The 20,654-nt window shown below is 59.6% G+C and carries 18 protein-coding genes; 1 reads left to right on the top strand and 17 read right to left on the bottom strand.

Annotated elements, in window-relative coordinates; genetic code table 11:
- Positions 1 to 23: 23 nt before the first annotated feature.
- From ftsA to BVL55_RS10460, 15 genes are all read right to left on the bottom strand, one after another.
- Positions 24 to 1,355, bottom strand: coding sequence for a cell division protein FtsA (gene ftsA, locus BVL55_RS10390; protein ID WP_075996839.1), 1,332 nt, complete (start codon positions 1,353 to 1,355; stop codon positions 24 to 26).
- Positions 1,352 to 2,263, bottom strand: a complete 912-nt coding sequence (locus tag BVL55_RS10395) for a cell division protein FtsQ/DivIB (RefSeq protein ID WP_075996840.1) — start codon at positions 2,261 to 2,263, stop codon at positions 1,352 to 1,354. Before BVL55_RS10395 ends, ftsA begins: the two co-directional genes overlap by 4 nt.
- Positions 2,264 to 2,268: 5 nt before the next feature.
- On the bottom strand, positions 2,269 to 3,195 hold the full coding sequence (locus tag BVL55_RS10400; protein WP_075998071.1) for a D-alanine--D-alanine ligase: 927 nt from the start codon (positions 3,193 to 3,195) through the stop codon (positions 2,269 to 2,271).
- Between the two features lie 190 nt (positions 3,196 to 3,385).
- Positions 3,386 to 4,342 (bottom strand): UDP-N-acetylmuramate dehydrogenase, encoded by a 957-nt coding sequence (gene murB / locus BVL55_RS10405; protein WP_075996841.1) that lies wholly within the window; start codon positions 4,340 to 4,342, stop codon positions 3,386 to 3,388.
- An 11-nt stretch (positions 4,343 to 4,353) separates the two neighbouring features.
- A complete protein-coding gene (murC, locus tag BVL55_RS10410) occupies positions 4,354 to 5,763 on the bottom strand; it encodes a UDP-N-acetylmuramate--L-alanine ligase (RefSeq protein WP_075996842.1) in 1,410 nt (469 codons plus the stop codon).
- A 24-nt stretch (positions 5,764 to 5,787) separates the two neighbouring features.
- Entirely contained in the window at positions 5,788 to 6,897 is a 1,110-nt protein-coding gene (locus tag BVL55_RS10415) for a UDP-N-acetylglucosamine--N-acetylmuramyl-(pentapeptide) pyrophosphoryl-undecaprenol N-acetylglucosamine transferase (protein WP_075996843.1), read from the bottom strand.
- A 2-nt stretch (positions 6,898 to 6,899) separates the two neighbouring features.
- Complete coding sequence (locus tag BVL55_RS10420; protein ID WP_075996844.1) at positions 6,900 to 8,060, bottom strand: FtsW/RodA/SpoVE family cell cycle protein; 1,161 nt, start codon at positions 8,058 to 8,060, stop codon at positions 6,900 to 6,902.
- Positions 8,057 to 9,460 (bottom strand): UDP-N-acetylmuramoyl-L-alanine--D-glutamate ligase, encoded by a 1,404-nt coding sequence (gene murD, locus BVL55_RS10425; RefSeq protein WP_075996845.1) that lies wholly within the window; start codon positions 9,458 to 9,460, stop codon positions 8,057 to 8,059. The genes BVL55_RS10420 and murD overlap by 4 nt, the downstream gene beginning before the upstream one ends.
- 321 nt (positions 9,461 to 9,781) lie before the next feature.
- Positions 9,782 to 10,867 (bottom strand): phospho-N-acetylmuramoyl-pentapeptide-transferase, encoded by a 1,086-nt coding sequence (gene mraY / locus BVL55_RS10430; protein WP_075996846.1) that lies wholly within the window; start codon positions 10,865 to 10,867, stop codon positions 9,782 to 9,784.
- A 34-nt stretch (positions 10,868 to 10,901) separates the two neighbouring features.
- Positions 10,902 to 12,347 (bottom strand): UDP-N-acetylmuramoylalanyl-D-glutamyl-2,6-diaminopimelate--D-alanyl-D-alanine ligase, encoded by a 1,446-nt coding sequence (locus BVL55_RS10435; protein ID WP_075996847.1) that lies wholly within the window; start codon positions 12,345 to 12,347, stop codon positions 10,902 to 10,904.
- Positions 12,344 to 13,825 carry a UDP-N-acetylmuramoyl-L-alanyl-D-glutamate--2,6-diaminopimelate ligase gene (locus BVL55_RS10440; RefSeq protein ID WP_075996848.1) on the bottom strand — a complete coding sequence of 494 codons (1,482 nt, stop codon included), beginning with the start codon at positions 13,823 to 13,825 and terminating at the stop codon, positions 12,344 to 12,346. The genes BVL55_RS10435 and BVL55_RS10440 overlap by 4 nt, the downstream gene beginning before the upstream one ends.
- A 90-nt stretch (positions 13,826 to 13,915) precedes the next feature.
- Positions 13,916 to 15,670, bottom strand: coding sequence for a peptidoglycan D,D-transpeptidase FtsI family protein (locus BVL55_RS10445; RefSeq protein ID WP_075996849.1), 1,755 nt, complete (start codon positions 15,668 to 15,670; stop codon positions 13,916 to 13,918).
- Positions 15,667 to 16,059 carry a cell division protein FtsL gene (gene ftsL / locus BVL55_RS10450; RefSeq protein WP_156892512.1) on the bottom strand — a complete coding sequence of 131 codons (393 nt, stop codon included), beginning with the start codon at positions 16,057 to 16,059 and terminating at the stop codon, positions 15,667 to 15,669. The genes BVL55_RS10445 and ftsL overlap by 4 nt, the downstream gene beginning before the upstream one ends.
- Positions 16,043 to 17,023 carry a 16S rRNA (cytosine(1402)-N(4))-methyltransferase RsmH gene (gene rsmH, locus BVL55_RS10455; RefSeq protein WP_083649667.1) on the bottom strand — a complete coding sequence of 327 codons (981 nt, stop codon included), beginning with the start codon at positions 17,021 to 17,023 and terminating at the stop codon, positions 16,043 to 16,045. Before rsmH ends, ftsL begins: the two co-directional genes overlap by 17 nt.
- Before the next feature lie 68 nt (positions 17,024 to 17,091).
- Positions 17,092 to 17,652, bottom strand: a complete 561-nt coding sequence (locus tag BVL55_RS10460) for a division/cell wall cluster transcriptional repressor MraZ (protein WP_075996852.1) — start codon at positions 17,650 to 17,652, stop codon at positions 17,092 to 17,094.
- A gap of 455 nt (positions 17,653 to 18,107) precedes the next feature.
- Between BVL55_RS10460 and BVL55_RS16555 the strand changes: the two genes are divergently transcribed.
- Positions 18,108 to 18,272: a hypothetical protein gene (locus BVL55_RS16555; RefSeq protein ID WP_156892513.1), complete on the top strand. Its 165-nt coding sequence runs from the start codon at positions 18,108 to 18,110 to the stop codon at positions 18,270 to 18,272.
- 61 nt (positions 18,273 to 18,333) lie between these two features.
- On the opposite strand, the gene BVL55_RS10465 is transcribed toward BVL55_RS16555, so the two are convergent.
- Entirely contained in the window at positions 18,334 to 19,545 is a 1,212-nt protein-coding gene (locus BVL55_RS10465) for a mandelate racemase/muconate lactonizing enzyme family protein (protein ID WP_075996853.1), read from the bottom strand.
- 28 nt (positions 19,546 to 19,573) lie between these two features.
- On the bottom strand, positions 19,574 to 20,653 hold the full coding sequence (locus tag BVL55_RS10470; protein WP_075998072.1) for a Zn-dependent alcohol dehydrogenase: 1,080 nt from the start codon (positions 20,651 to 20,653) through the stop codon (positions 19,574 to 19,576).
- Between the last annotated feature and the right edge of the window lies 1 nt (position 20,654).

Below are 20,654 nucleotides of genomic sequence, written 5' to 3' on the forward strand. Positions count from 1 at the left end.
CCCGCCGTGGACGCGGAATTGCGTTACAAACTCTGCCGCAGCCATTGGCCGAGGCGTTGCAGTCTTCCGCCCGTTCCCGTCATCAGGAAGGCCGGCTCTTCGAACCGGGGCGGCGTGAATTCGATCTGTGATATCTGCGGATAAACCAGCAGGCCCACCGCGGTTGAAAAGGCCGGTCCCTTGGCCGCTTCCGGCATGCCGCGAATGCCCATCGGGCGCCCGATGCGCACGTTTTTCGACAAGATGCGCTTTGCCGCTTCGCCAACGCCGTTGAGCTGGCAGGCACCACCGGTCAACACCACGCGCTTGCCGACAGCATCGGCAAACCCCGAACGGGCCAGCCGGTCCCGGATAAGCTCAAGCGTTTCCTCGATGCGCGGGCGGATAATGCGGGTGAGATGGGATTTCGCCACCTGCGCCGTCGCATCCTGGCCGCTGCCTTCCATGGTTGGCACCGACACCGTGTCGTCGCCGCGCACATCGCCGGCCAGCACCGAGCCATGGAGCACCTTCAGGCGCTCTGCATCGTCAAGGCGCGTTGAAAGGCCGCGTGCCAGGTCCATGGTCACATGATGACCGCCAACGGCAATTGCATCGCAATAGATGAAACGCCCGTTCATGAACACCGACAGCGTGGTGGTACCGCCGCCCATGTCGATGCAGGCAGACCCCATTTCGCTTTCATCGTCCACCAGTGCGGCAAGGCCGGAGGCATAGGGTGTCGCCACCATCGCCTCGATGGAAAGATGGGCGCGGTTGATGCAAAGTTCGAGATTTCTCAGCGGGGCGTTTTCGGCCGTCAGCACGTGCATGTCGACTCCCAGTGTCTCACCCAGCATGCCGCGCGGATCGAGAATGCCCTGCTCGCCATCAAGCGTATAGCCGATCGGCAAGGAATGAACGACGGAGCGCTCCGGCGCCAGTGCATGCTGGGCACCGGCCCGCAACACCCGGGCAATATCCTTGTGCGAAATCTCGTGGCCGCCGACGTCCACATTGGCCGAAAACGCTTCGCTGACCAGCCGCCCGGAGGATACGTTGACGATCAGCGATTCCACCGTCAGATTGGCCATTCTTTCGGCTGCATCAACGCATTTGCGGATCGCCTGTTCCGCCTGATCCAGATTGATCACGACGCCAGACTTGATCCCGCGCGAACGCTGGTGGCCGATGCCGATGACCTCCACCTTGTGGGTTCGTCCGGGCAGCACCTGGCTTTGATCGCGCGGATGGAGCGTGGCGATGATGCAGCAGATTTTTGACGTTCCCACGTCAAGAATGCTGATAACGCTCGGTTTCTTGCACGATAACGGCTTGATGCCGTGGATGAAGCCGTCATTGCGGAGAAGACTCATGTGTTCCTCTCCTTTTGGGCTGTGGCCATGCGCTTGATCTGCTCTTCGCGCTTGGCACGCACCAGTGCGCGGCCCTCTTGGGACATGCGGATCACCATGCGATCGGGCATGCGCATGTCGATCATCTCGATATCGCGTTCGAACAAGTCCTGATCGCGTTCCATCCGCGACAGCCGCTCAAGTTCGGCTGCTTCGCCGCTTTCCGGCAACATGATCGTTACGCCGCTGGCCAGTTCCAGATCCCAGCGCCGCTCGCCTACCCGCACCATCGCCTTGGTTCGCGACGATATGCCGGGATAACGCTGCATGAGTTCCAGCATCGCATCGGCTTCGCGCTCGCCGCCCTTGCCGACAATCAGCGGCAGGCCGCGCGGGTTGCCGTCATAGTCGACGAGCACACGGCCGTTTTCGCCAATGATCTTGACCCCGTCAGGCGCCTGCCAGAGCGCCATCGGCGGATATTCGGTGATGCTGATCGAAATTGTATCTGGATAAACCCGGCTGACGACCGCATCCTCGATCCAGGGATGCTCCCTAAGGGCCTTGCGGGCAGCCTCCACATCGTATTCCAGGATGGCGTGGCCCGGTGTAGCGGCAATCATGCCGACGACTTCGGTATCCGGCGTCTCGATATTTCCGGAGATTTCATAGCGGGCGACCGCGATACCCAGCCCCTGGACCACACTGCTCACCATTGCGCGGCCATGACCCGACTGGTGCACAGCCGCAGCACCGCAAACAGCAACAAGGCAAAGGGCAGACCAAACAAGGCCGTGGCGGGAAAACCGGATGCCGCCGGAAAACAGCCGCTGCAAATGGCGAACCGGCTTGCGCAGAAGACGGGGCAGCACGACCCTGCTGCCGAAAACCGCTTCCGGCATCGCGTCAAATCCAGTATCGGGGGCCATGGGGCCTAGCGGTTGCAACTTGCGTCCTCCACCATCCAGGTAAGGAGTTCTTCGAATGTATGCCCAGCATGGGCGGCGATCTCGGGAACAAGGGAGGTCGGGGTCATTCCCGGCTGGGTATTGACCTCAAGCCAGACCAGCTCGCCCGTCCCTGCCGGTCCGTCATCAAATCTGAAGTCCGAACGGGTCACGCCCCTGCATCCGATCGCCTGATGGGCCTTCAGCGACAGTGTCTGAATCTTTTGGTAAATATTTGGTTTAATTTCTGCCGGACACCGGTGTTTTGAGCCGCCCTGGACGTATTTTGCGTCATAATCGTAGAATGCATGACCTTCCGGAATGATTTCCGTGACGCCCAGCGCCACATCGCCCATCACCGCGCAGGTCAATTCGCGCCCGGGAATGTAGCGTTCGACCATGATTCGCTCGCCATAAGGCCAGTCGCTGGAATACAATTCCTGCGGCGGATGGGACTGATCCTCGCGCACGATCAGCACGCCAAAGGACGATCCCTCATTGACCGGCTTGATAACGTAGGGCGGTGCCATGACGTGCTTTTCGGCCGCATCCTTGCGATCGAGAATCTTTGCTTCGGCCACCGGAATGCCGACCCGCCGGGCAATCGTCTTCGCCTTTTCCTTGTCCATCGCCAGCGCCGAAGCCAATACGCCGGAATGGCTGTAAGGGATTTCGAGAAGTTCCAGCACGCCCTGAATGGTCCCGTCCTCGCCGAACGGCCCGTGCAACGCATTGAAAACGGCATCGGGATTGAGCTTTTTCAGGACATCGGCCACGTCACGCCCCATGTCCACCCGGGTGACCTTGTAGCCGGCGCGCTCAAGGCCGTCTGCACAGGCATTGCCGGAAGACAGCGATACCGGACGCTCCGCCGCCCATCCCCCCATCAATACCGCCACATGCTTGGCCGCCATCCGGCTTGCCTCCATCAAACGCCACTGCGATTTCCGGCATACGGCCGGAATCAGAATCCATCCGTTGCCGGAATCAATCCGGCCGGATCACTCTTCTTCCCTGTCTGATTGCTTCCCGGCTTGATACCGGTTGTCGCCGCATTTTCAGGCTGCAAGCTTGTCCCCGGCTTGCTTCCGCCTGCCGCGCCGGTCAAATCCCCTCTTGGACTTCCGCCCCGTCGGCAAATCGCCCGATGCGTTTGATTTCCCAGTCTAAACGAATTCCCGAATTTTCCAAGACCTTTCGGCGGACGGATTCGCCCAGCATTTCAAGATCATAGGCTGTCGCTTCGCCGGTGTTGATCATGAAGTTGCAATGCATCTGGCTCATCTGCGCACCACCGACGCGAAAACCCCGCATGCCCGCGTCGTCCACCAGCCGCCAGGCTGAATGGCCTTGCGGGTTCTTGAAGGTCGATCCGCCGGTCTTCTCCTTCACAGGCTGCACGGTTTCGCGATGATGCTGAACCTCATCCATCGCCTTTTGGATTTCTTCGCGATCCTGCGGTCCGCCCTCAAAAACGGCAGACGTAAAGACGAGATCAGGCGCAGCCGAACTGTGGCGGTAGGTGTAGCCCATGTCGTTATGGGAAAGCACATGGCGCTTTCCCTGCCGGTCTATTGCCGTCACTTCGACAACCCGCTCGGTCGTCTCCGTACCATTGGCACCGGCATTCATGCGCAAGGCGCCCCCGATGCCGCCGGGAATGCCGTGATAGAAGGCAAAGCCGCCAATGCCCGCTTCGAGCGCTGCCGCCGCAAGCTTCTTGTCGAGCACGGCAGCGCCAGCCTTGAGGCGATTTTGGGAAATCTGTTCGACCGCGCCAAAGCCTTTTGCGGAAAGGCGGACCACCACGCCTTCTATGCCGCCATCGCGCACCAGCAGATTGGAGCCGACGCCCACCACCGTGACGGGAACATCCTGCGGCAACCGGTTTAGAAAAAGCGCCAGATCGTCTTCGTCTGCCGGCTGAAACAGCAAATCCGCCGGTCCACCGACGCGAAACCAGGTCAGTTTCGACATGTCGGCATCGGGTTGCAGGCGGCCACGCAGCCCGTCCAACTGCCCGGACAGACGCTCCAGCAATGCTTCGCCCGCGCTAGCCATTGGTGTCGCCTTTATTCCTTGCCGAGCGCTTCAAGCTCGCCCGGCAGTGCATGGGCCCATTTGGTGATGTCACCGGCACCCAGAAAGATGACGAAATCACCCGGTTCGGCAATCGCCGCCACCCGGCCGGCGATTTCCTCAGGCCCGGATATAACACTGGCATCGCGATGGCCGGCGGCCTTCAGGCCGGAAACCAGCGCGTGCTCATCAACGCCCTCAATCGGGCTTTCGCCTGCCTGATAGACCGGCGCCACCATGACGATATCGGCATCGTTGAAGCAGGCGCAGAAGTCGCCCATCAGATCCTGCAGCCGGGAAAAGCGGTGCGGCTGCTTGATGGCGATCACCTTGCCGGATGCGGCGGCCCTGGCCGCCTTCAGCACTGCCGTGATTTCAACGGGGTGATGGGCGTAATCATCGAAAATCTCAACCCCGTTCCAGCTTCCCGTATGGGTAAAGCGCCGCTTGACGCCCGAGAAAGAGGCAATGCCCTTGCGGATGCCTTCCTCATCGACGCCCAGCTCATGGGCAATGGCGATGGCGGCAGTGGCATTCGACACATTGTGGCGGCCCGCCATTGGCAATTCGAGGCCGGTTATCGACAATGTCTCGCCCTTCTTGCGGTCACGGATGTCCACATCGAAACGGCTTTTCGGCCCGGCAATTTCCATGTTATGGAACCGCACATCGGCCTGCCGGTTTTCGCCATAGGTCACCACCCGCCGGTCGGTGATGTTGGCAACCATGGCCTGAACTTCGGGGTGATCGATGCAGCAAACACCAAAACCATAGAAGGGAACGTTCTCTACGAAATCCCGAAAGGCCTGTTTGACTGCATCATAATCGCCATAATGATCCAGATGCTCGGGGTCGATATTGGTCACTACTGCAACGTCTGCCGGAAGCTTCAGGAACGTGCCGTCGGACTCGTCAGCCTCGCACACCATCCAGTCTCCGTCGCCCAGCCGCACATTGGTGCCGAGATGGTTGATGATGCCGCCATTGATGACAGTCGGATCAAGCCCGCCAGCTTCCAGCAGCGTCCCCACCATGGAGGTTGTCGTGGTCTTGCCGTGGGTGCCGCCAATGGCGATGGCATTCTTGAACCGCATCAGCTCTGCCAGCATCTCGGCCCGGCGCACCAGCGGAATGCGCCGCTCGCGGGCAGCCACCCGTTCGGGATTGTCCTGCTTGATGGCGCTTGAAGCGACCACCACCTCCGCTTCACCGAGATTTTCCGCCCTGTGGCCGATGTGAACGGTAATCCCCTTGGCGCGCAGGCGCTCCACATTGGCGCTTTCGGCCTGGTCGGAGCCCTGCACCTTGTAGCCGATATTGTGCAGCACTTCGGCAATGCCGCTCATGCCGATACCGCCAATGCCGACAAAATGAACGGTACCGATGGTGGCTGTCATTCTCATGGGAAATGGTCCGCAGCTGAACAATCAGAATTTAAGTGCGTTGAGATCGCCGCCGCTGATAACACATTCGACGCAATCGGCAAGCCGCCCTGCCGCATCGGCGATGCCGGTTTTGCGGGCATTGGCCGCCATGGCGGAAAGTCTGCCAGGTTCATCAAGAGCAAGTTGCAGAAATCCCGAAATCCGTTCCGCATCCAGCTCCGCCTGTTTGACCACATAGGCGCCGTCAGCCTCGGCCATGGCAATCGCATTGGCCGCCTGATCGCCATCAAGAGACTCCGGCAGCGGCACCAGGAGGCTCGGCCTGCCGATCACCGCAAGCTCGGTGACGGAGGAGGCGCCGGCCCGGGCAATAACAAAATGCGCCCTGGAAACCTCTTCCGGCATGCTGGTGAAAAAAGGCGCAATACCGGCTTTGATACCCAGCCCTTCATAGGCTGCCTTCAGCGCTGCTTCATCCTCTTCGCGAGCCTGCTGCACAATGGACAATCTTGCCCTTTGCTCTTTTGAAAGCAGCGCCAGTGCGGGCGGCATCGCCTCGCTGAAGAACCGTGCACCCTGACTACCGCCGAATATGACCAGGCGCAGCGCATCGGATGCCGATCTTTCCGGGTAAGGCACGTCCTCAACAGCCAAAACCGTGGGACGCACCGGATTGCCGGTTTCCAGCGTAAGCGTGTCGGTGGCCTTGCCGACCTGGCGAAACCCGGTGGCGATCAGCTTGACCCGCGGCGCCAGCATCCGGTTGGCACGGCCCAAAATGGCATTCTGCTCATGTACGATTGCCGGCACGTTTGCCGAGGTCGCCGCCACCATCGGCGGCACGGTGGGGTATCCGCCGAAGCCAACAGCCGCCAGGGGCTTGATCTTCCGCACCAGATTGGCGGATTGACGGTATCCCCTAAACAGCGCCCAGCCGGTCCGCAGAACCGCCAGTGGGTTTTTCGATGAAAGCGTGGCCGAAGCAACCACATGAACGCTGTCCGCCGGAAACCCGGTTGTAAACCGCTCGGCGCGCTTGTCCGTCACCAGCACTGGACAATAGCCCCGAGCCACCAGTTCGTGGGCCAGTGCCTCGGCAGGAAACAGATGTCCGCCGGTACCGCCGGCAGCCAGCAGAACCGGTTTATCCAAAACTAAAAACCCCGCGCCGGTGAGTACGGTTTAAGATCGAGGCCGGTTTGCGGCCCGCGCAAGCTTTCCGGACGGCGCCGGGTCAGCGCCAGTGCAAACCCCATGCCGATCGACATGGCAATCAGCGAGGAGCCGCCATAAGAGATAAACGGCAGGGTCATGCCTTTGGCCGGGATCAGTTGCAATGTCACCATCATGTTGATCATGGACTGTACTGCAAACAGCAGGGCTAGTCCGCTTACTGCCAGCCGGATGTAGATATCGCGCTCGCGCAATGCCGTATTGAGAATGCGCAACACCACGAAGGCGAAGACCGCAACCAGAAGGATGGTGGCTATAATGCCGAATTCCTCCGACGCCACGGCGAAGGTAAAATCGGTATGGCTGTCCGGCAGATAGCGCTTGACCGTTCCTTCGCCTGCGCCCTGCCCCAGCCAGCCACCGGAGATGATCGCCTCACGCGCGGTCTCGACCTGGAAATTGTCACCACTGCCGGTCCAGAACCGGTCGATGCGCCCGGCAACGTGGGGAAAGAAGAAATAGGCCGCCACAATGCCCGACAAAGCCAGCAGTCCGAGCACTGCAATCCACGCCCAGGGCATGCCGGCAAGAAAGAACATGCCGCCCCAGACCGTGCCGATCAGCAGGGTCTGGCCGAAATCGGGCTGGGCGATCAACAGCGCGGCGACAATGCCGAACAGAATGATGGAAAACAGATTGCCGGGTATTTCCGGCCGTCTTGTGTTTTCGGCAAACAGCCAAGCGGAAATGATCACAAAGGCAGGTTTGACGAATTCCGACGGCTGCAGCGAGAATCCGGCAAACGATATCCAGCGCCGCGACCCCTTGACGTCGGCCCCCAAAAACAGCGTCGCCAGCAACAGGGGAATGGAGATGGCAAACAGCAACAGTGCGGCGCGGCGCACCTGCTTGGGTGTCAGGAAGGAAAGCCCGACCAGCAGCGCCAGCGAAGGCACAAGATAGATTGCATGGCGAATGGTGAAATGAGAGGGGGAAAGTCCGATGCGTTCAGCCACTGGCGGGCTTGCCGCAAAGGACAGCAAAAAACCGGAAATCACCAGGAGAAGGATCATTCCAAGCAGGAGATGATCCACGGTTCGCCACCACTCGGCGAGCTGTGAGCGGTCCGCGCGGCTGATCATGACGTCAACTCCTTCATGGCTTTAAAGCCCTTAAGTGATTTGGCCGCCTGGCGAAAGGCTTCGCCGCGAACCTCGAAATTGGGAAACTGGTCGAAACTGGCGCATGCCGGTGAAAGCAGCACCACCGGCTCATCCAGCCCGCTTTGCGCCGCGGCTGCAGCGGCGCTGGCAACTGCCTGCTCGATTGTTCCGGAGATTTCGAAAGCAACAGCCGCCCCCAGGGTAGCGGCAAACTGGGGGGCTGCCTCGCCAACCAGATAGGCTTTTTCGATGCGCCCGAAATAGGGCTGAAGCGGCTCGATCCCGCCTTCCTTGGCAAGCCCGCCCGCAATCCAGAATATGTTATGGTAGGAGGAAAGCGCCCTTGCCGCCGCATCGGCATTGGTGCCCTTGGAGTCGTTGACAAAAAGCACACCGTTGCATCTTCCGACCGGCTCCATGCGATGAATGAGACCGGGAAAGCTGGTAAGACCCCGGCAGATTTGCTCTGCCGACAGGCCTCCGCATTCTCCCGCAGCCCAGGCCGCTGCCGCATTCTGGCCGTTATGGCTGCCGCGCAATGCCGGGGCTTCTGCCATGTCGAAGAGCTGTTCCGGTTTGCCGGCACCTGCCCGCCACAGCCGGCCATCGTCAAAAAAGATGCCGTCATCAAGCGGCCCTTTTGCCGATATGGTCACCACTGACCGGCCTGCAGCCTTCAGTTCGCCGGCAATGGCCGCGGTAAATTCGTCATCAACACCGGTAATTGCCGTTGCACTGTTGGCCACCAGCCGCTTTTTTATTGCTGCATAATTTTCCATGGTGCCATGCCGGTCCAGATGATCGGGCGACAGATTGAGCAATATCCCGACACTGGGGTCGAGGGTTGGCGCCAGATCGATCTGGTAGGAGGAGCATTCGACCACATAAACCTTGTCTGGCGCTGGCTCATCGAGCGACAGCACGGCCCTGCCAATGTTACCGCCCATTTGAACGTCGCGCCCGGCAGCGGCAAATACATGGGAAACAAGCGCTGTGGTTGTCGATTTTCCGTTCGTACCGGTGATGCCGGCGAAAACGCTTTGCGGGCATTTTTCCCGCCGCTCGCGGCAGAACAGCTCGACATCGCCAATCACCGGCTTGCCCGCTTCCCTGGCCATCTCCACCGTCCAGTGCGGCTTGGGATGGGTCAGCGGCACGCCCGGCGCCAGTACCAGTTCGTCAACGCTGGAAAAATCCACTTCCCTGAGATCGCCGGTTGGAAGCCCTTCGCCTGCCGCCGCTTCCACACTGGCGGGATTGTCGTCAAAACAGACAAGGTCTGCCCCGCCGGCAAGCAGTGATCGTGCTGTTACCAGCCCGGAACCGCCCAGCCCGAACAGGGCAATCCGCTTTCCTTTTTCCGTGTTCGCCGCGATCACGTCTCTAGAGCCTTTCACACCCAGATTGAATCGTTTGAACGCAGGGAGTTTGGTCTTCGGCTGGAAGCGGAATGCGACACGGTGTAAACACCGTGAGCTTTTCCCGACGACGCCCGAAGGCTAAAGAACCAAGTTCAGACGATTGCAGAAAGATCATTTTTTCAAACACTTGGACTCCTGTTGTGGCGCCTTTTTCGCCCTGACTTCGTTGAAATCCTCGCAGGATGGGTAGACATCCTGCTGTGGTGTTTTCCTCGTCAGATGCAAAAAATCCATCCATTCAAACTGCTTCCATCTGGGTGTGAAAGGCTCTAAATCCAGCTACCTCAGTTTCAGGGTTGAAAGGCCGATCATCGCCAGGATCACCGCAACGATCCAGAATCGGATGACCACCTGGCTTTCCGTCCAGCCCTTTTTCTCGAAATGGTGGTGGATGGGCGCCATGCGGAACACCCGTTTGCCGGTCATCTTGTAGGAAAACACCTGGATGATGACGGAGAGCGCCTCGACCACAAAGAGCCCGCCAATGATCGCCAGAACGATCTCGTGCTTGGTGGCCACCGCGATGCTGCCGATCATGCCGCCAAGCGCCAGCGATCCGGTATCCCCCATGAAGATCGCCGCCGGGGGTGCATTGAACCACAAAAAGCCCAGCCCAGCCCCTATCACCGCCCCACACAAAACCGCAATCTCGCCGGTACCGAGCACAAAATGTATCTGCAGATAATTGGCGAAGATGGCGTTACCCGAAAGATAGGCAATGACCCCGAAGGAAGCCGCAGCGATCATCACCGGAACGATGGCAAGGCCGTCCAGCCCATCGGTCAGGTTGACCGCATTGCCGGCACCAACAATTACGAAGGCCCCGAAAGCCACAAAGAAGATGCCCAGGTCGATCAGCACATCCTTGAAGAAGGGCACTGTGAGGGAGGAGGAAAACGGCTGCTCGCCATTTGCCATGATGGCGAAACAGGCAATGGCGGCAATCAGGAATTCGAGCACCAGCCGTACCCTGCCGGAAAACCCCTTGTGGCTGGCATTGGTCACTTTCAGATAGTCGTCATAAAACCCGATCAATCCGAACCCGAGCATGACCGTCAGCACCACGGTGACATAGACGCTGGTCAGATTGGCCCAGATCAGCGAGGAAACCAGAATGCCGACGATGATGATCAATCCCCCCATGGTCGGGGTGCCGGCTTTCGAAAAATGGGTTTCCGGTCCGTCGGCACGGATCGGCTGCCCCTTGCCCTGGCGAAGCCGGAGTGCCGAAATGATCGCCGGGCCAAACAGGAAAACGAACAGGGCGGAGGTCACCAGCGCCCCGGCAGTCCGAAAAGTGATGTAGCGGAACAGGTTGAACCCGGAAAAGGACGCTGCGTATTCCTGATACAGATAATAAAGCATGGTGGTGTTCCCCTTCCGGCACTCCCCGGCTGCGCTAGCTTTCTTTTCCGGTCTTGCCGGATTCTTGTGCTTCGCCGGAAAACTCATTTTTGAGCGAGGTAACCAGCTCCCCGAATCTTAAACCGTTGGAAGCCTTTACCATGACCACATCGCCTGAACGCAAGACTTCGAGCAATTTTGCCCTGGCTTGCTTCCAGTCTGCAAAGTGACCAGACGACTTCTTCTTGCCGAGCGCTTCGGCAAGGGGGGCAATCACGTTTCCGGCCGTAATCGTTATCTGCACGTTGTTTTCTTCAAGCAGCCGGGAAAGCTCCCGATGCAGTTTTTCGCTTGCCTTGCCCAGTTCCAGCATGTCGCCAAGAACGGCAATCCTGCGGCCACGGCCGGCCGGCTCCGCCTCACCCAGCATCTCGATCGCAGCCCGCATGGAAGCCGGATTGGCGTTGTAGCTTTCATCGATGAGGGTAAAGCCGGCCTTGCCATATTTCAGTTTGTGGCGTTCGCCCCGTCCCTTGCCGGTCCGGATGGATGCGCATGCTTCCAGGGATTTTTCCATATCGGCGCCAGCAAGGTGCGCAACGCCGAGGACTGCGAGAAGATTGGAAAGAAGATGCTCCCCGGGCACATTGAGCACGCCCTTGTGGACCTTGCCTCCCATCGCGATCTCGAAATGCGAGGCATCGCCTTCAATGGAAACGCTTTTAAGCCGGTAGTCGCTGCCGCGTTTGCGGCCAAATGTGAGCAGATGTTCGATGCCTGCTTCGCCAGCCAATTCCTTCAGAAGCTTGAAGCGCTTGTCATCATGATTGATCAGGCCGTACCCGCCCGGCACCACCCCTTCGAAAATCTCCGCCTTGGCATGGGCAATCGCATCGACGCTGTCGAAAGCACCCAAATGTGCGGCCGCCACATTGGTGATTACCGCAACATGCGGGCGCACCAGCTTGACGAGCGGCCGGATTTCATCGGGATGGTTCATGCCGATTTCAAAAACGCCAAACCGGGTATCCGCCGGCATGCGCGCCAAGGTCAGCGGCACGCCCCAATGGTTGTTGAAGGAGGCAGCCGAGGCATGCACCGCGCCGGACGCAGCAAGCACCGTGCGCATCATCTCCTTGGTCGTGGTTTTGCCGACGCTGCCGGTCACCGCAATAATGCGTGCCTTTGTTCTGGCGCGCGCTGCCGCAGCCAGTTGGCGCATTGCCTCCAGCACATCGCGCACCACGACGAGCGGAATGCTAATACCGCCGAGCGCCACCAGCTTTTCTTCTGCAACAACGGCAAGCCCGGCGCCCGCCTTCATGGCTGCGGTGACATAGTCATGACCGTCCACCCGGTCTCCCTTGATGGCAAAAAATGCTTCGCCCGGCTTTAGCGTTCTCGTGTCGATGGAGATGCCGGTAATCCCTTCCGGCATGGCGCCGACCGGCCGGCCCGCCGTTGCTGCCAGCAGCGCATCGCTTTCCCACAGCAGCGTCATGCAGCCTTGCCTCCGGCTGCGGTCAGCGCGTTGCGCAACACTTCATGATCACTGAAGGGGTGGGTTGTTTCGCCAACGGTCTGGCCGGTCTCATGTCCCTTGCCGGCGACCACCAGACAGTCTCCCTTGCCGAGCATGGAAACAGCCTCGTTTATCGCCTGGGCCCTGTCACCGATTTCCTTCGCGCCTTTGGCTGCCGCCATGATCGCCGCACGGATCGCCGCCGGTTCCTCGCTGCGCGGGTTGTCGTCTGTAACGATTACACTGTCCGCCAGCCTGCTGGCGATCTCGCCCATGATGGGCCGCTTGCCCGGGTCGCGGTCGCCACCGCATCCGAAGACACACACCAGCTTTCCGGTCGTGAAGGGGCGCAGTGACGCAAGAACGTTTTCAAGCGCGTCCGGCTTGTGGGCGTAATCCACATAGCACGGCGCATGGCTTGCAGAATAGCCAACCAGTTCCAGCCGCCCGGAAGCGCCTTTGAGTTTCTCCAACTCATGCATCACGGCCTGAGGCTCGCTGCCGGTGGAAATCGCAAGCCCTGCCGCAACCAGGGCATTGGCGATCTGAAAATCGCCGGCCAGTGGAAATGGCACCCGGTAATGCCTGCCTTCATGATGGATTTCGGCAACCTGCCCGAAACGCTCATGCTCGACCCGTTTGAGCGATATATAGCTACCTGCGCGCCCGACCGTCAGCACAGTTTGGCCAGCAGCTTTCGCTGCCGCGACCGCTTTTTCGCTCCAGGGATCATCGGCAAAGATGATCGCCGGCGAGCCCGGAGAAAGCAGATCGCCAAACAGCCGCATTTTGGCATCGAAATAGTGGTCGACCGTGGGATGGTAATCCATGTGATCGCGGCCAAGATTGGTAAAGGCCCCAGCTGCAAGTCTCACTCCATCAAGCCGGAACTGGTCGAGGCCGTGGGACGAGGCTTCCATCGAACAATGGGTCACACCCGCCCCGGCAAGCTCTGCCAGCAGCGCGTGCAGCGCCACCGGATCAGGCGTCGTCAGGCTGCCATATTCTTCGCGGCCGGGCGCGGTGACGCCCGTCGTGCCGATGCTGGCGGCGCTCTTGCCGGTCCCTTCCCAAATCTGCCGTACGAAAGAGGCAACCGATGTCTTGCCGGCGGTACCGGTAACGGCAACCATGGTTTCAGGCTGCCCGGCATAGAAGGCTGCAGCCAGCCTGGAAAGCGCCTGCCGCGGATCTTCCAGCCTTGCAACCGGTACCGGCAGCGCTTCCTGCCCCGCACCTTCATGGATCAAGACCGCCGCAGCACCCTTTTCAATCGCCTGGGAAATGTAAGCGGCGCCATCGGCAGCCGTACCCTTGAGCGCAACGAACAAATATCCCGGTGCGACCTGTCTGGAATCAGCCGTAATCCCTGCAATAGCAGTTTGCTCAGCCTGCGGTCCGAACCGCTCGTTGAGACCGTCAATTCCGGATGCCGCAGCCAGTTCACCGAGCTTCATTTTCTATCCATTGCAATTGCGCACGATCCGGCTTCAGGAAGTTACAAATTGCCGGTTAGCCGCTGGGAATGCCGGGCAATTCTCCGCCGGTCAATATCGAACGGACATCATATTCAAATCTTCACCAAATTGAGGCCGCATTCCCAGAACCGGGGCAGAGCGGCGGATGATATTGGCTACCATGGGCGCCGCATTGGTACCGGCCGTCGCGCTGGGCGCCCCCTCCTCCGGCTTCGGTTCGTCGATAATGGTCAGCACGACATATTGCGGATCGTTGATTGGAAATGCAGCCAGAAACGCGTTGAACCGCTTTTCGCTCGAATAACGGCCATTGACCACCTTTTCGGCAGTGCCGGTTTTGCCACCGACCCAATAGCCTTTCACCTCAGCCCGCCGTCCTGATCCGCGCTCCACATTGAGGCGGAAGAGATAGCGCATCATGTCGCTGGTCTGCGGCCGCACAACCTGGCTGGCAACGGCTTCGGCTTCCTCGCGGCTGCGCTTGAACAAGGTTGGCGGAATAAGCCTGCCGCCATTGACGAGCGCTGCCCCCGCCACAGCGGTTTGCAGCGGTGTGGTGGTGACGCCATGGCCATAGGAGATGGTGACCGAATTCAGCTTCTTCCATGTTGCCGGTTCGACCGGCGTCGCGGTCTCGGGCAATTCGAACGTCATCTTGTCGAGAAGGCCAAGGCGATGAAGAAACTCGCGATGGCCCTCAATGCCAACCACATCGGCCATTTTGGCAGTACCGATATTGGAGGAATAGATGAAAATTTCCGGGACGCTGAGCACCCGTTTCTTGCCGTGAAAATCGTTGATGGTGAAACCGGCGATCCGCAGCGGCTTGGAGGCGTCAAAACTGCTCTGCATCGTCACCAGCCCGCTGTCGAGCGCCATGGCCGTGGTGAATGTCTTGAAGGTCGATCCCATTTCGTAAAGCCCCGCTGACATCCGGTTGAGCCGGTCGGGTTGCAGTGCCTGGACGGGATCGTTGGAATCATAATCGGGCAGTGATGCCATGGCGACGATCTCGCCAGTGTGGACGTCCAGCACAACCGCTCCGGCGGCAATCGCCTGATACCGGTCCATGGCCCGCTCCAGCTCATCGTGAACGATGCTCTGAACGCGGATGTCGATCGACATTTCAACCGGTTCGCCTAGTGCCGCATCGCCAAAGCCGGCCGCCCGCAAATCGGCCAGTATCCGCTCGTCGATCACCTTCTCGAACCCGGCAATGCCCACATTGTCGATGTTCACATGCCCCACAAGGTGCGAGGCAGTGGACCCGTTGGGATAAAACCGCCTTGTCTCGCGTTTAAAGCCGATGCCGGGAATGCCCAATGCCAGGATTTTACCCTGCTGGGCCGGCGTTAATTCTCGGCGAAGCCAGACAAACCCCGCCTTGCTCGACAGGCGCCGGTGGGTCAGTTCGATATCAAGATCGGGCAGTACCGTTGCCAGTTGCTCGACTGCCATGTCCACATCGACCACCCGCCGGGGTTCCCCAAACAGCGAGGCGGTATTGATGTCGGTTGCAAGCGTCCTGCCCATCCGGTCCACCAGGTCCGGGCGGCGCGCGGAAATGGTCGGGTCCGCAAGCGCCAGACGAACCCGGTCGGAGGGTTCGAGAACCCCGAAATATGCAAGCCTTCCGGCGATGAGCGCATAAACCGCCATGATCATGATGATGATCATCACCAGCCGGGACCTGGACCGGTCGATGGCGCGCTTTCGCGTACCCTGCAGGTTCAGCATGCCGGCATGGCGGGACTGGGAAGAAAACTCCGCGCCACCGGCCGCCGCCTGGATTGGTTTCGACCGCTGTTTCCAAATCCGCATCATTGCCCGTCCTCCGGCCCATCCACGGAGCCCGTGGTGGCGGTATCGACAAACTGCCCCTCTATCAGGTCGGCAATGGTTTTGGTTCGCGGCGATTGCGGAATGGCCGGGCGCGGCGGAATGTCGGCAATCGTGCCGATGCTCTCCGGCGATGGTGGCGAAATCGGCAACTGGTCGGCATATTGTTCAACCAGACGGGCAATCCGCTTGGGGTCGGTCAACAGGCTCCAGTCCGCCTTGAGCACGTCGATGGCATCCTTTTCCGCCTCGATGGCCCGTTCCAGTTCTCCAACCCGGTCTATGGCGGTTTCAGAGTCCTGCTTCACCTTGAAGGTAAAGGCAGCACCGCCCAGCAACAGGCCGATCATTACAAGGTCAACGGGTCTGAGCACGGGATGTCACCTGATCAATGGAGAGTCTGGGCAGCTTGAACAATGAAAAATTGGCATCGCGGGAAGCTTCGCGCGTTCGAATGCCCCAGCGCAGTTTTGCCGAACGGGCCCGTGGATTGGCGGCGATTTCCGCTTCACCCGCTAGAAGGGGAGCGCGCTGCTTCTGCTCAAAGAGCGGTTTGGGAGCTTCAGCCCGCGGCAAATGCCGGGATCCTGAAACCGTGCCGCTGCGATCCTGAAAGAATCGCTTGACGATCCGGTCTTCCAGCGAATGAAAGCTGACAACCACCAGCCGCCCACCCGGTTTTAAAATGCGTTCGGCGGCAAACAACCCGCTGGCCAGTTGTTCAAGTTCGCCGTTGACGAATATCCGCAATCCCTGAAAGCACCGCGTCGCCGGGTGGATACGCTCACCCGGTTTCCTGCCAATGACCGTCTCCACCAGTTTGGCAAGTTGGCCGGTGCGGGTGATCGGGCCCTGCTTTCTGGCCTTGACGATGGCGGCTGATACCCTGGGCGCCTGGCGCTCTTCGCCCAGCAGGCCGAAAATGCGGGTCAGCGTTGCCTGATCGGCATGATTGACAACATCGGCAGCCGAAAGCCCGTCCTGGCCCATGCGCATGTCGAGCGGCCCGTCTTCGCGGAAGGAAAATCCGCGCTCGGCCTGGTCGAGCTGCATGGAGGAAACCCCCACATCAAGCACCACACCGTTAACGCCTTCAACACCCTGTTCAAGGGCAATTGTATCGAGCGCTGCAAATTCGCCGGCTACAAGCTTCAAACGTTGCTCATGGGCTCGCACAAGCGCATCTCCACCGGCAATCGCGTCGGGATCGCGATCAATCGCGATAACATCAGCGCCTCTTTCAAGAATGGCTCTGGTATAGCCTCCGGCACCAAACGTGCCGTCGATAATGGTTTCCCCCGAAGCCGGATCAAGGCAGTCGAGCACCTCGTTGAGCATGACGGGCACGTGCCGGCCGGGTCCGCCAGCGGATTTCGGTGCGCCGCCCGCACCCTCGCCGCCGTCCGTCACGTATCCTGCTCCTTGCTGCTGCCTGCAGGGCCGAAAGCCCCGGGTTCGTCCTGCGAACCCGTCTGGCTTGCGGGGGAATTCTGTAAGGGGTTTGACAAACCGGTGGCGCGGCCGGTTCCATGCTGGCCCAGCGCCCGGCGCATTTCGCGCACCTTTGCGCGGGCCGTTTCGCGATAGGCCTGAAAGGCTGCCGGTTCCCATAACTGAAAGAAATGGCCGGCTCCCACAAAGGCCACTTCGTCGCCAATCCCGGTATGATCGCGGATATTGTCCGTCAGTGTGATCCGGCCTTCCGGATCGATTTTCAGTTCGTCCGCATCGCCCACCAGGCACAGCGACCACATGGCGTATTCCTCTGAAAACGGGTCCATCATCGACAGCCGTTTCAGATTTGAATCCATGAACTCCTTGCCGCCGGCTTCCGCCACCGGGTGTTCGACGCTCAAAATGGTATTGAGAACAGGCTGGCTGCCAAGGACGAGCCGAAAGGCAGCAGGAACCGAAACGCGGCCCTTCTTGTCCACCCGGTTGATCGTGTTCGAAACGAACCGATCCATCACTGTTTTCCCCTTGGTCCGCTGTCGCGCTACCTGAAACCGGACCCCTGGCATTGCCCGGGTCCGCATACCGGCTCTGGCGGGCTCCGGGCGTGCATGCCGCCATGCCCGTCACTCCCCATTGGGCCGGTTCCACCGTCTGGCCGGTTTGTTTCCTGAAAATTGCAGCGCATGCCGCAATTACCGTTCGCCAAACCGGAATTCCCCCGACGATTGCCTGCCGGCCGATCTCCCCGCCGCCCCACATGTCCGGCAAGGTGCCGGGAAGCGGCCAAATCTCATTTGGAGTATCATGGGCAAATTTGGGGGTCAATGGACTAGCGTGGGCAATTAGGGAAAAATGAACCCTTTCTTAGTGAGTTGGTAACAATTGCCCCAATCGCGTTAACAAAGCGTTATGACGTGCCAAATTGCACAGCATGAAGCGGTGATCTGCATTCAGATAAGAAAGGAGGATGCAACGAAAACGCCTATTGGGCGTTTACCGGAAGGAGGATTTCGAAATGAAGTTCATCATTGCCGCATTGGTCATCGCCATCGGAATTGCCGCGGGATCCGGCATGACAGTAGCAGGTGAAATCGCCCAGCCTGCAACGCAGATGACACTTTGGAACCTGTAAAGGCCGGCAAGTCACGCCACTTGATGTTCGCCCTGTCAGGGAACCTTGTCAGAGAACCTTGTCAGGGCATCAGCGGCTCTCTGGCCATCTCCAGATGCAGCGCATCGCCCTCCCATGGATGCGCCTCGCATACATCTTCATTGAGCTCGACGCCAAGCCCCGGCTCTTTGGACGGGATAACATGCCCATCCTGCCACTCGATTTTCTTCTTCAGCAGCTTCCCATGAAACCCGTCCCAGGTCTTGATTGATTCAAGAATAAGGAAGTTGGGGCATGCGGCCGCAATCTGGATATTGGCCGCCCCCACGATCGGCCCGCAGTAACAATGGGGTGCAATCTGGATGTGAAACGTCTCCGCCATTGCCGCGATCTTTCGTGTTTCCAGAATGCCGCCCGAGCGCCCGCTGTCGGGCTGCAGAATGCTGGCCGCCCGGTTTTCGATCACCCTGCCGAATTCAAACCGCGTCGTCAGCCGTTCGCCGGTCGCAACCGGTATGGTGGTAGCGCGCGCAACCTGCGCCATGACTTCCGGCATGTCGGGGGGAACCGGTTCTTCAAACCATAGCGGATCATACGGTTCGATTGCCTTTGCCAGCCGGATCGCACCACCGGCCGTAAACTGGCCATGGGTCCCGAACAGGATGTCAGCCCTGTTGCCAACAGCTTCGCGCACCGCCTTGCACATGCGCGCTGACAGGTCGATGTCCTCCAGCCTCGGCATGTGACCATCATGGATCGTGTAAGGGCCTGCCGGGTCGAACTTCACCGCATCAAAGCCCTGCTCAACACATTCCACCGCCACTTCGGCGGCCATGTCAGGATCGTTGTACACGTGCTTGCCGCCAATCTCGTCGGGATAGACCGGGCCATCCTTGGGATAAAGATAGGTGTAACTGCGCAGCGTTTCGTGCACCTGTCCGCCGATCAGCTTGTAAACCGGCTGGCCGGCCGCCTTGCCGATAATGTCCCAGCAGGCGATTTCGAGCGCCGAATAACAGCCCATCATGGAAACGTCCGGCCGTTGGGAAAACCCCGACGAATAGCAGTTGCGGAAGAGCACATCGACATCGTGCGGGTCTTTTCCGACCAGATAGCGCGCTGCTGCATCCTCGATCATCCTGGCGGTAAGATGCGGATCGAAGGTCGCTGCATAAGCTTCCCCATAGCCGTAAATACCGTCATTGGTCGTCAGCTTGACAAAAATGAAATATCGCCCGCCGGTCTGTGGCGGCGGATTGCCAACCACCCAGGTCTTTACATCCTGAACATGCATCCTCGCCTCCTTGCCGGCAGGTTTTCCATCAGTCGAACACGATCACATTGCGCTTGACGGTGCCCGACCGCACCTCGGCAATCGCCTCGTTGATCTGTTCCAGGCGATAGGTGTTGGAAACCAGTTCATCGAGTTTCAATTCACCCTTGCGATAAGCCCGCACCAGCCGCGGAATGTCCCGCGCGATCACCGCATCGCCCATCTTCGAACCGACAATTCTCTGGTTCCATGCTGCCAGGGTGCCCGGATCGTATTTGGCAAAAACGCCCGAAGGCGGCATGCCGACCACAACAACACTGCCGTTTTTGGTAATGTAGTCAAATGCACCTTCGAAGGCTGCCGGCGCCCCCACTGTTACAAATACATGATCAACACCCCGGCCTGCGGTCAGCTTTGATATCTTTGCGGCAACATCATCGCTGGCGGGATTATACCCATGGGTTGCCCCAAAGCGCTTTGCATCCTTCAGTTTGGCAGGCGCCAGATCGATGCCGATGATTTTTGCCGCACCACAATGATGAGCGCCCTGAATGGCGTTAAGCCCCACTCCGCCACAGCCGATCACGGCAACGCTCTGCCCCGGCTTCACGTCCGCCGTATTGGCCACCGCGCCAAACCCGGTGATGACGCCGCAGGCCAGCAGCGATGCACTGGCAAAAGGCACGGTTTTGGGAATTTTCACTGCCTGGCTTTGATGCACCACAACCCGTTCGGCAAAGGCGCCGGTGCGCATCGCCTGTTCCAGCGGTCCGCTGTCATCAAAAATCGGCCCCTTGCGGTCGAGGGCAAAAACCTCCTCGCACATGACCTGACTGCCCTGATTGCAGTAATGGCAGTCGCCGCAATAGCGGATCAGCGTTACCACCACATGATCGCCGGCTTTCAGCCCCGTCACTCCGCGCCCGGTACGCTTGACGATCCCGGCGGCCTCATGGCCGTAAACTGCCGGAAGCGCACCACCCCAGGCTCCATCAGCAAACGAGATGTCGGAATGACAGATTGCGCAGGCCTTGATGTCGACCTCCACCTCTGCTGCCTTTGGCCCGGCAAGCTTGACCTCCTCGATGCTCAATGGTTTGCCGAATTCCCTGCACACCGCAGCTTTCATG

This window comes from Salaquimonas pukyongi, assembly GCF_001953055.1.
In the GTDB taxonomy this organism is placed as follows: domain Bacteria; phylum Pseudomonadota; class Alphaproteobacteria; order Rhizobiales; family Rhizobiaceae; genus Salaquimonas; species Salaquimonas pukyongi.

What these genes read in the sequence shown, in the direction of transcription:
- ftsA (WP_075996839.1), bottom strand. Translation starts at nt 1,355, where the DNA reads ATGAGTCTTCTCCGCAATGACGGCTTCATCCACGGCATCAAGCCGTTA.
- BVL55_RS10395 (WP_075996840.1), bottom strand. Translation starts at nt 2,263, where the DNA reads ATGGCCCCCGATACTGGATTTGACGCGATGCCGGAAGCGGTTTTCGGC.
- BVL55_RS10400 (WP_075998071.1), bottom strand. Translation starts at nt 3,195, where the DNA reads ATGGCGGCCAAGCATGTGGCGGTATTGATGGGGGGATGGGCGGCGGAG.
- murB (WP_075996841.1), bottom strand. Translation starts at nt 4,342, where the DNA reads ATGGCTAGCGCGGGCGAAGCATTGCTGGAGCGTCTGTCCGGGCAGTTG.
- murC (WP_075996842.1), bottom strand. Translation starts at nt 5,763, where the DNA reads ATGAGAATGACAGCCACCATCGGTACCGTTCATTTTGTCGGCATTGGC.
- BVL55_RS10420 (WP_075996844.1), bottom strand. Translation starts at nt 8,060, where the DNA reads ATGATCAGCCGCGCGGACCGCTCACAGCTCGCCGAGTGGTGGCGAACC.
- mraY (WP_075996846.1), bottom strand. Translation starts at nt 10,867, where the DNA reads ATGCTTTATTATCTGTATCAGGAATACGCAGCGTCCTTTTCCGGGTTC.
- BVL55_RS10435 (WP_075996847.1), bottom strand. Translation starts at nt 12,347, where the DNA reads ATGACGCTGCTGTGGGAAAGCGATGCGCTGCTGGCAGCAACGGCGGGC.
- BVL55_RS10440 (WP_075996848.1), bottom strand. Translation starts at nt 13,825, where the DNA reads ATGAAGCTCGGTGAACTGGCTGCGGCATCCGGAATTGACGGTCTCAAC.
- BVL55_RS10445 (WP_075996849.1), bottom strand. Translation starts at nt 15,670, where the DNA reads ATGATGCGGATTTGGAAACAGCGGTCGAAACCAATCCAGGCGGCGGCC.
- rsmH (WP_083649667.1), bottom strand. Translation starts at nt 17,023, where the DNA reads ATGCTCAACGAGGTGCTCGACTGCCTTGATCCGGCTTCGGGGGAAACC.
- BVL55_RS10460 (WP_075996852.1), bottom strand. Translation starts at nt 17,652, where the DNA reads ATGGATCGGTTCGTTTCGAACACGATCAACCGGGTGGACAAGAAGGGC.
- BVL55_RS16555 (WP_156892513.1), top strand. Translation starts at nt 18,108, where the DNA reads ATGCAACGAAAACGCCTATTGGGCGTTTACCGGAAGGAGGATTTCGAA.
- BVL55_RS10465 (WP_075996853.1), bottom strand. Translation starts at nt 19,545, where the DNA reads ATGCATGTTCAGGATGTAAAGACCTGGGTGGTTGGCAATCCGCCGCCA.
- BVL55_RS10470 (WP_075998072.1), bottom strand. Translation starts at nt 20,653, where the DNA reads ATGAAAGCTGCGGTGTGCAGGGAATTCGGCAAACCATTGAGCATCGAG.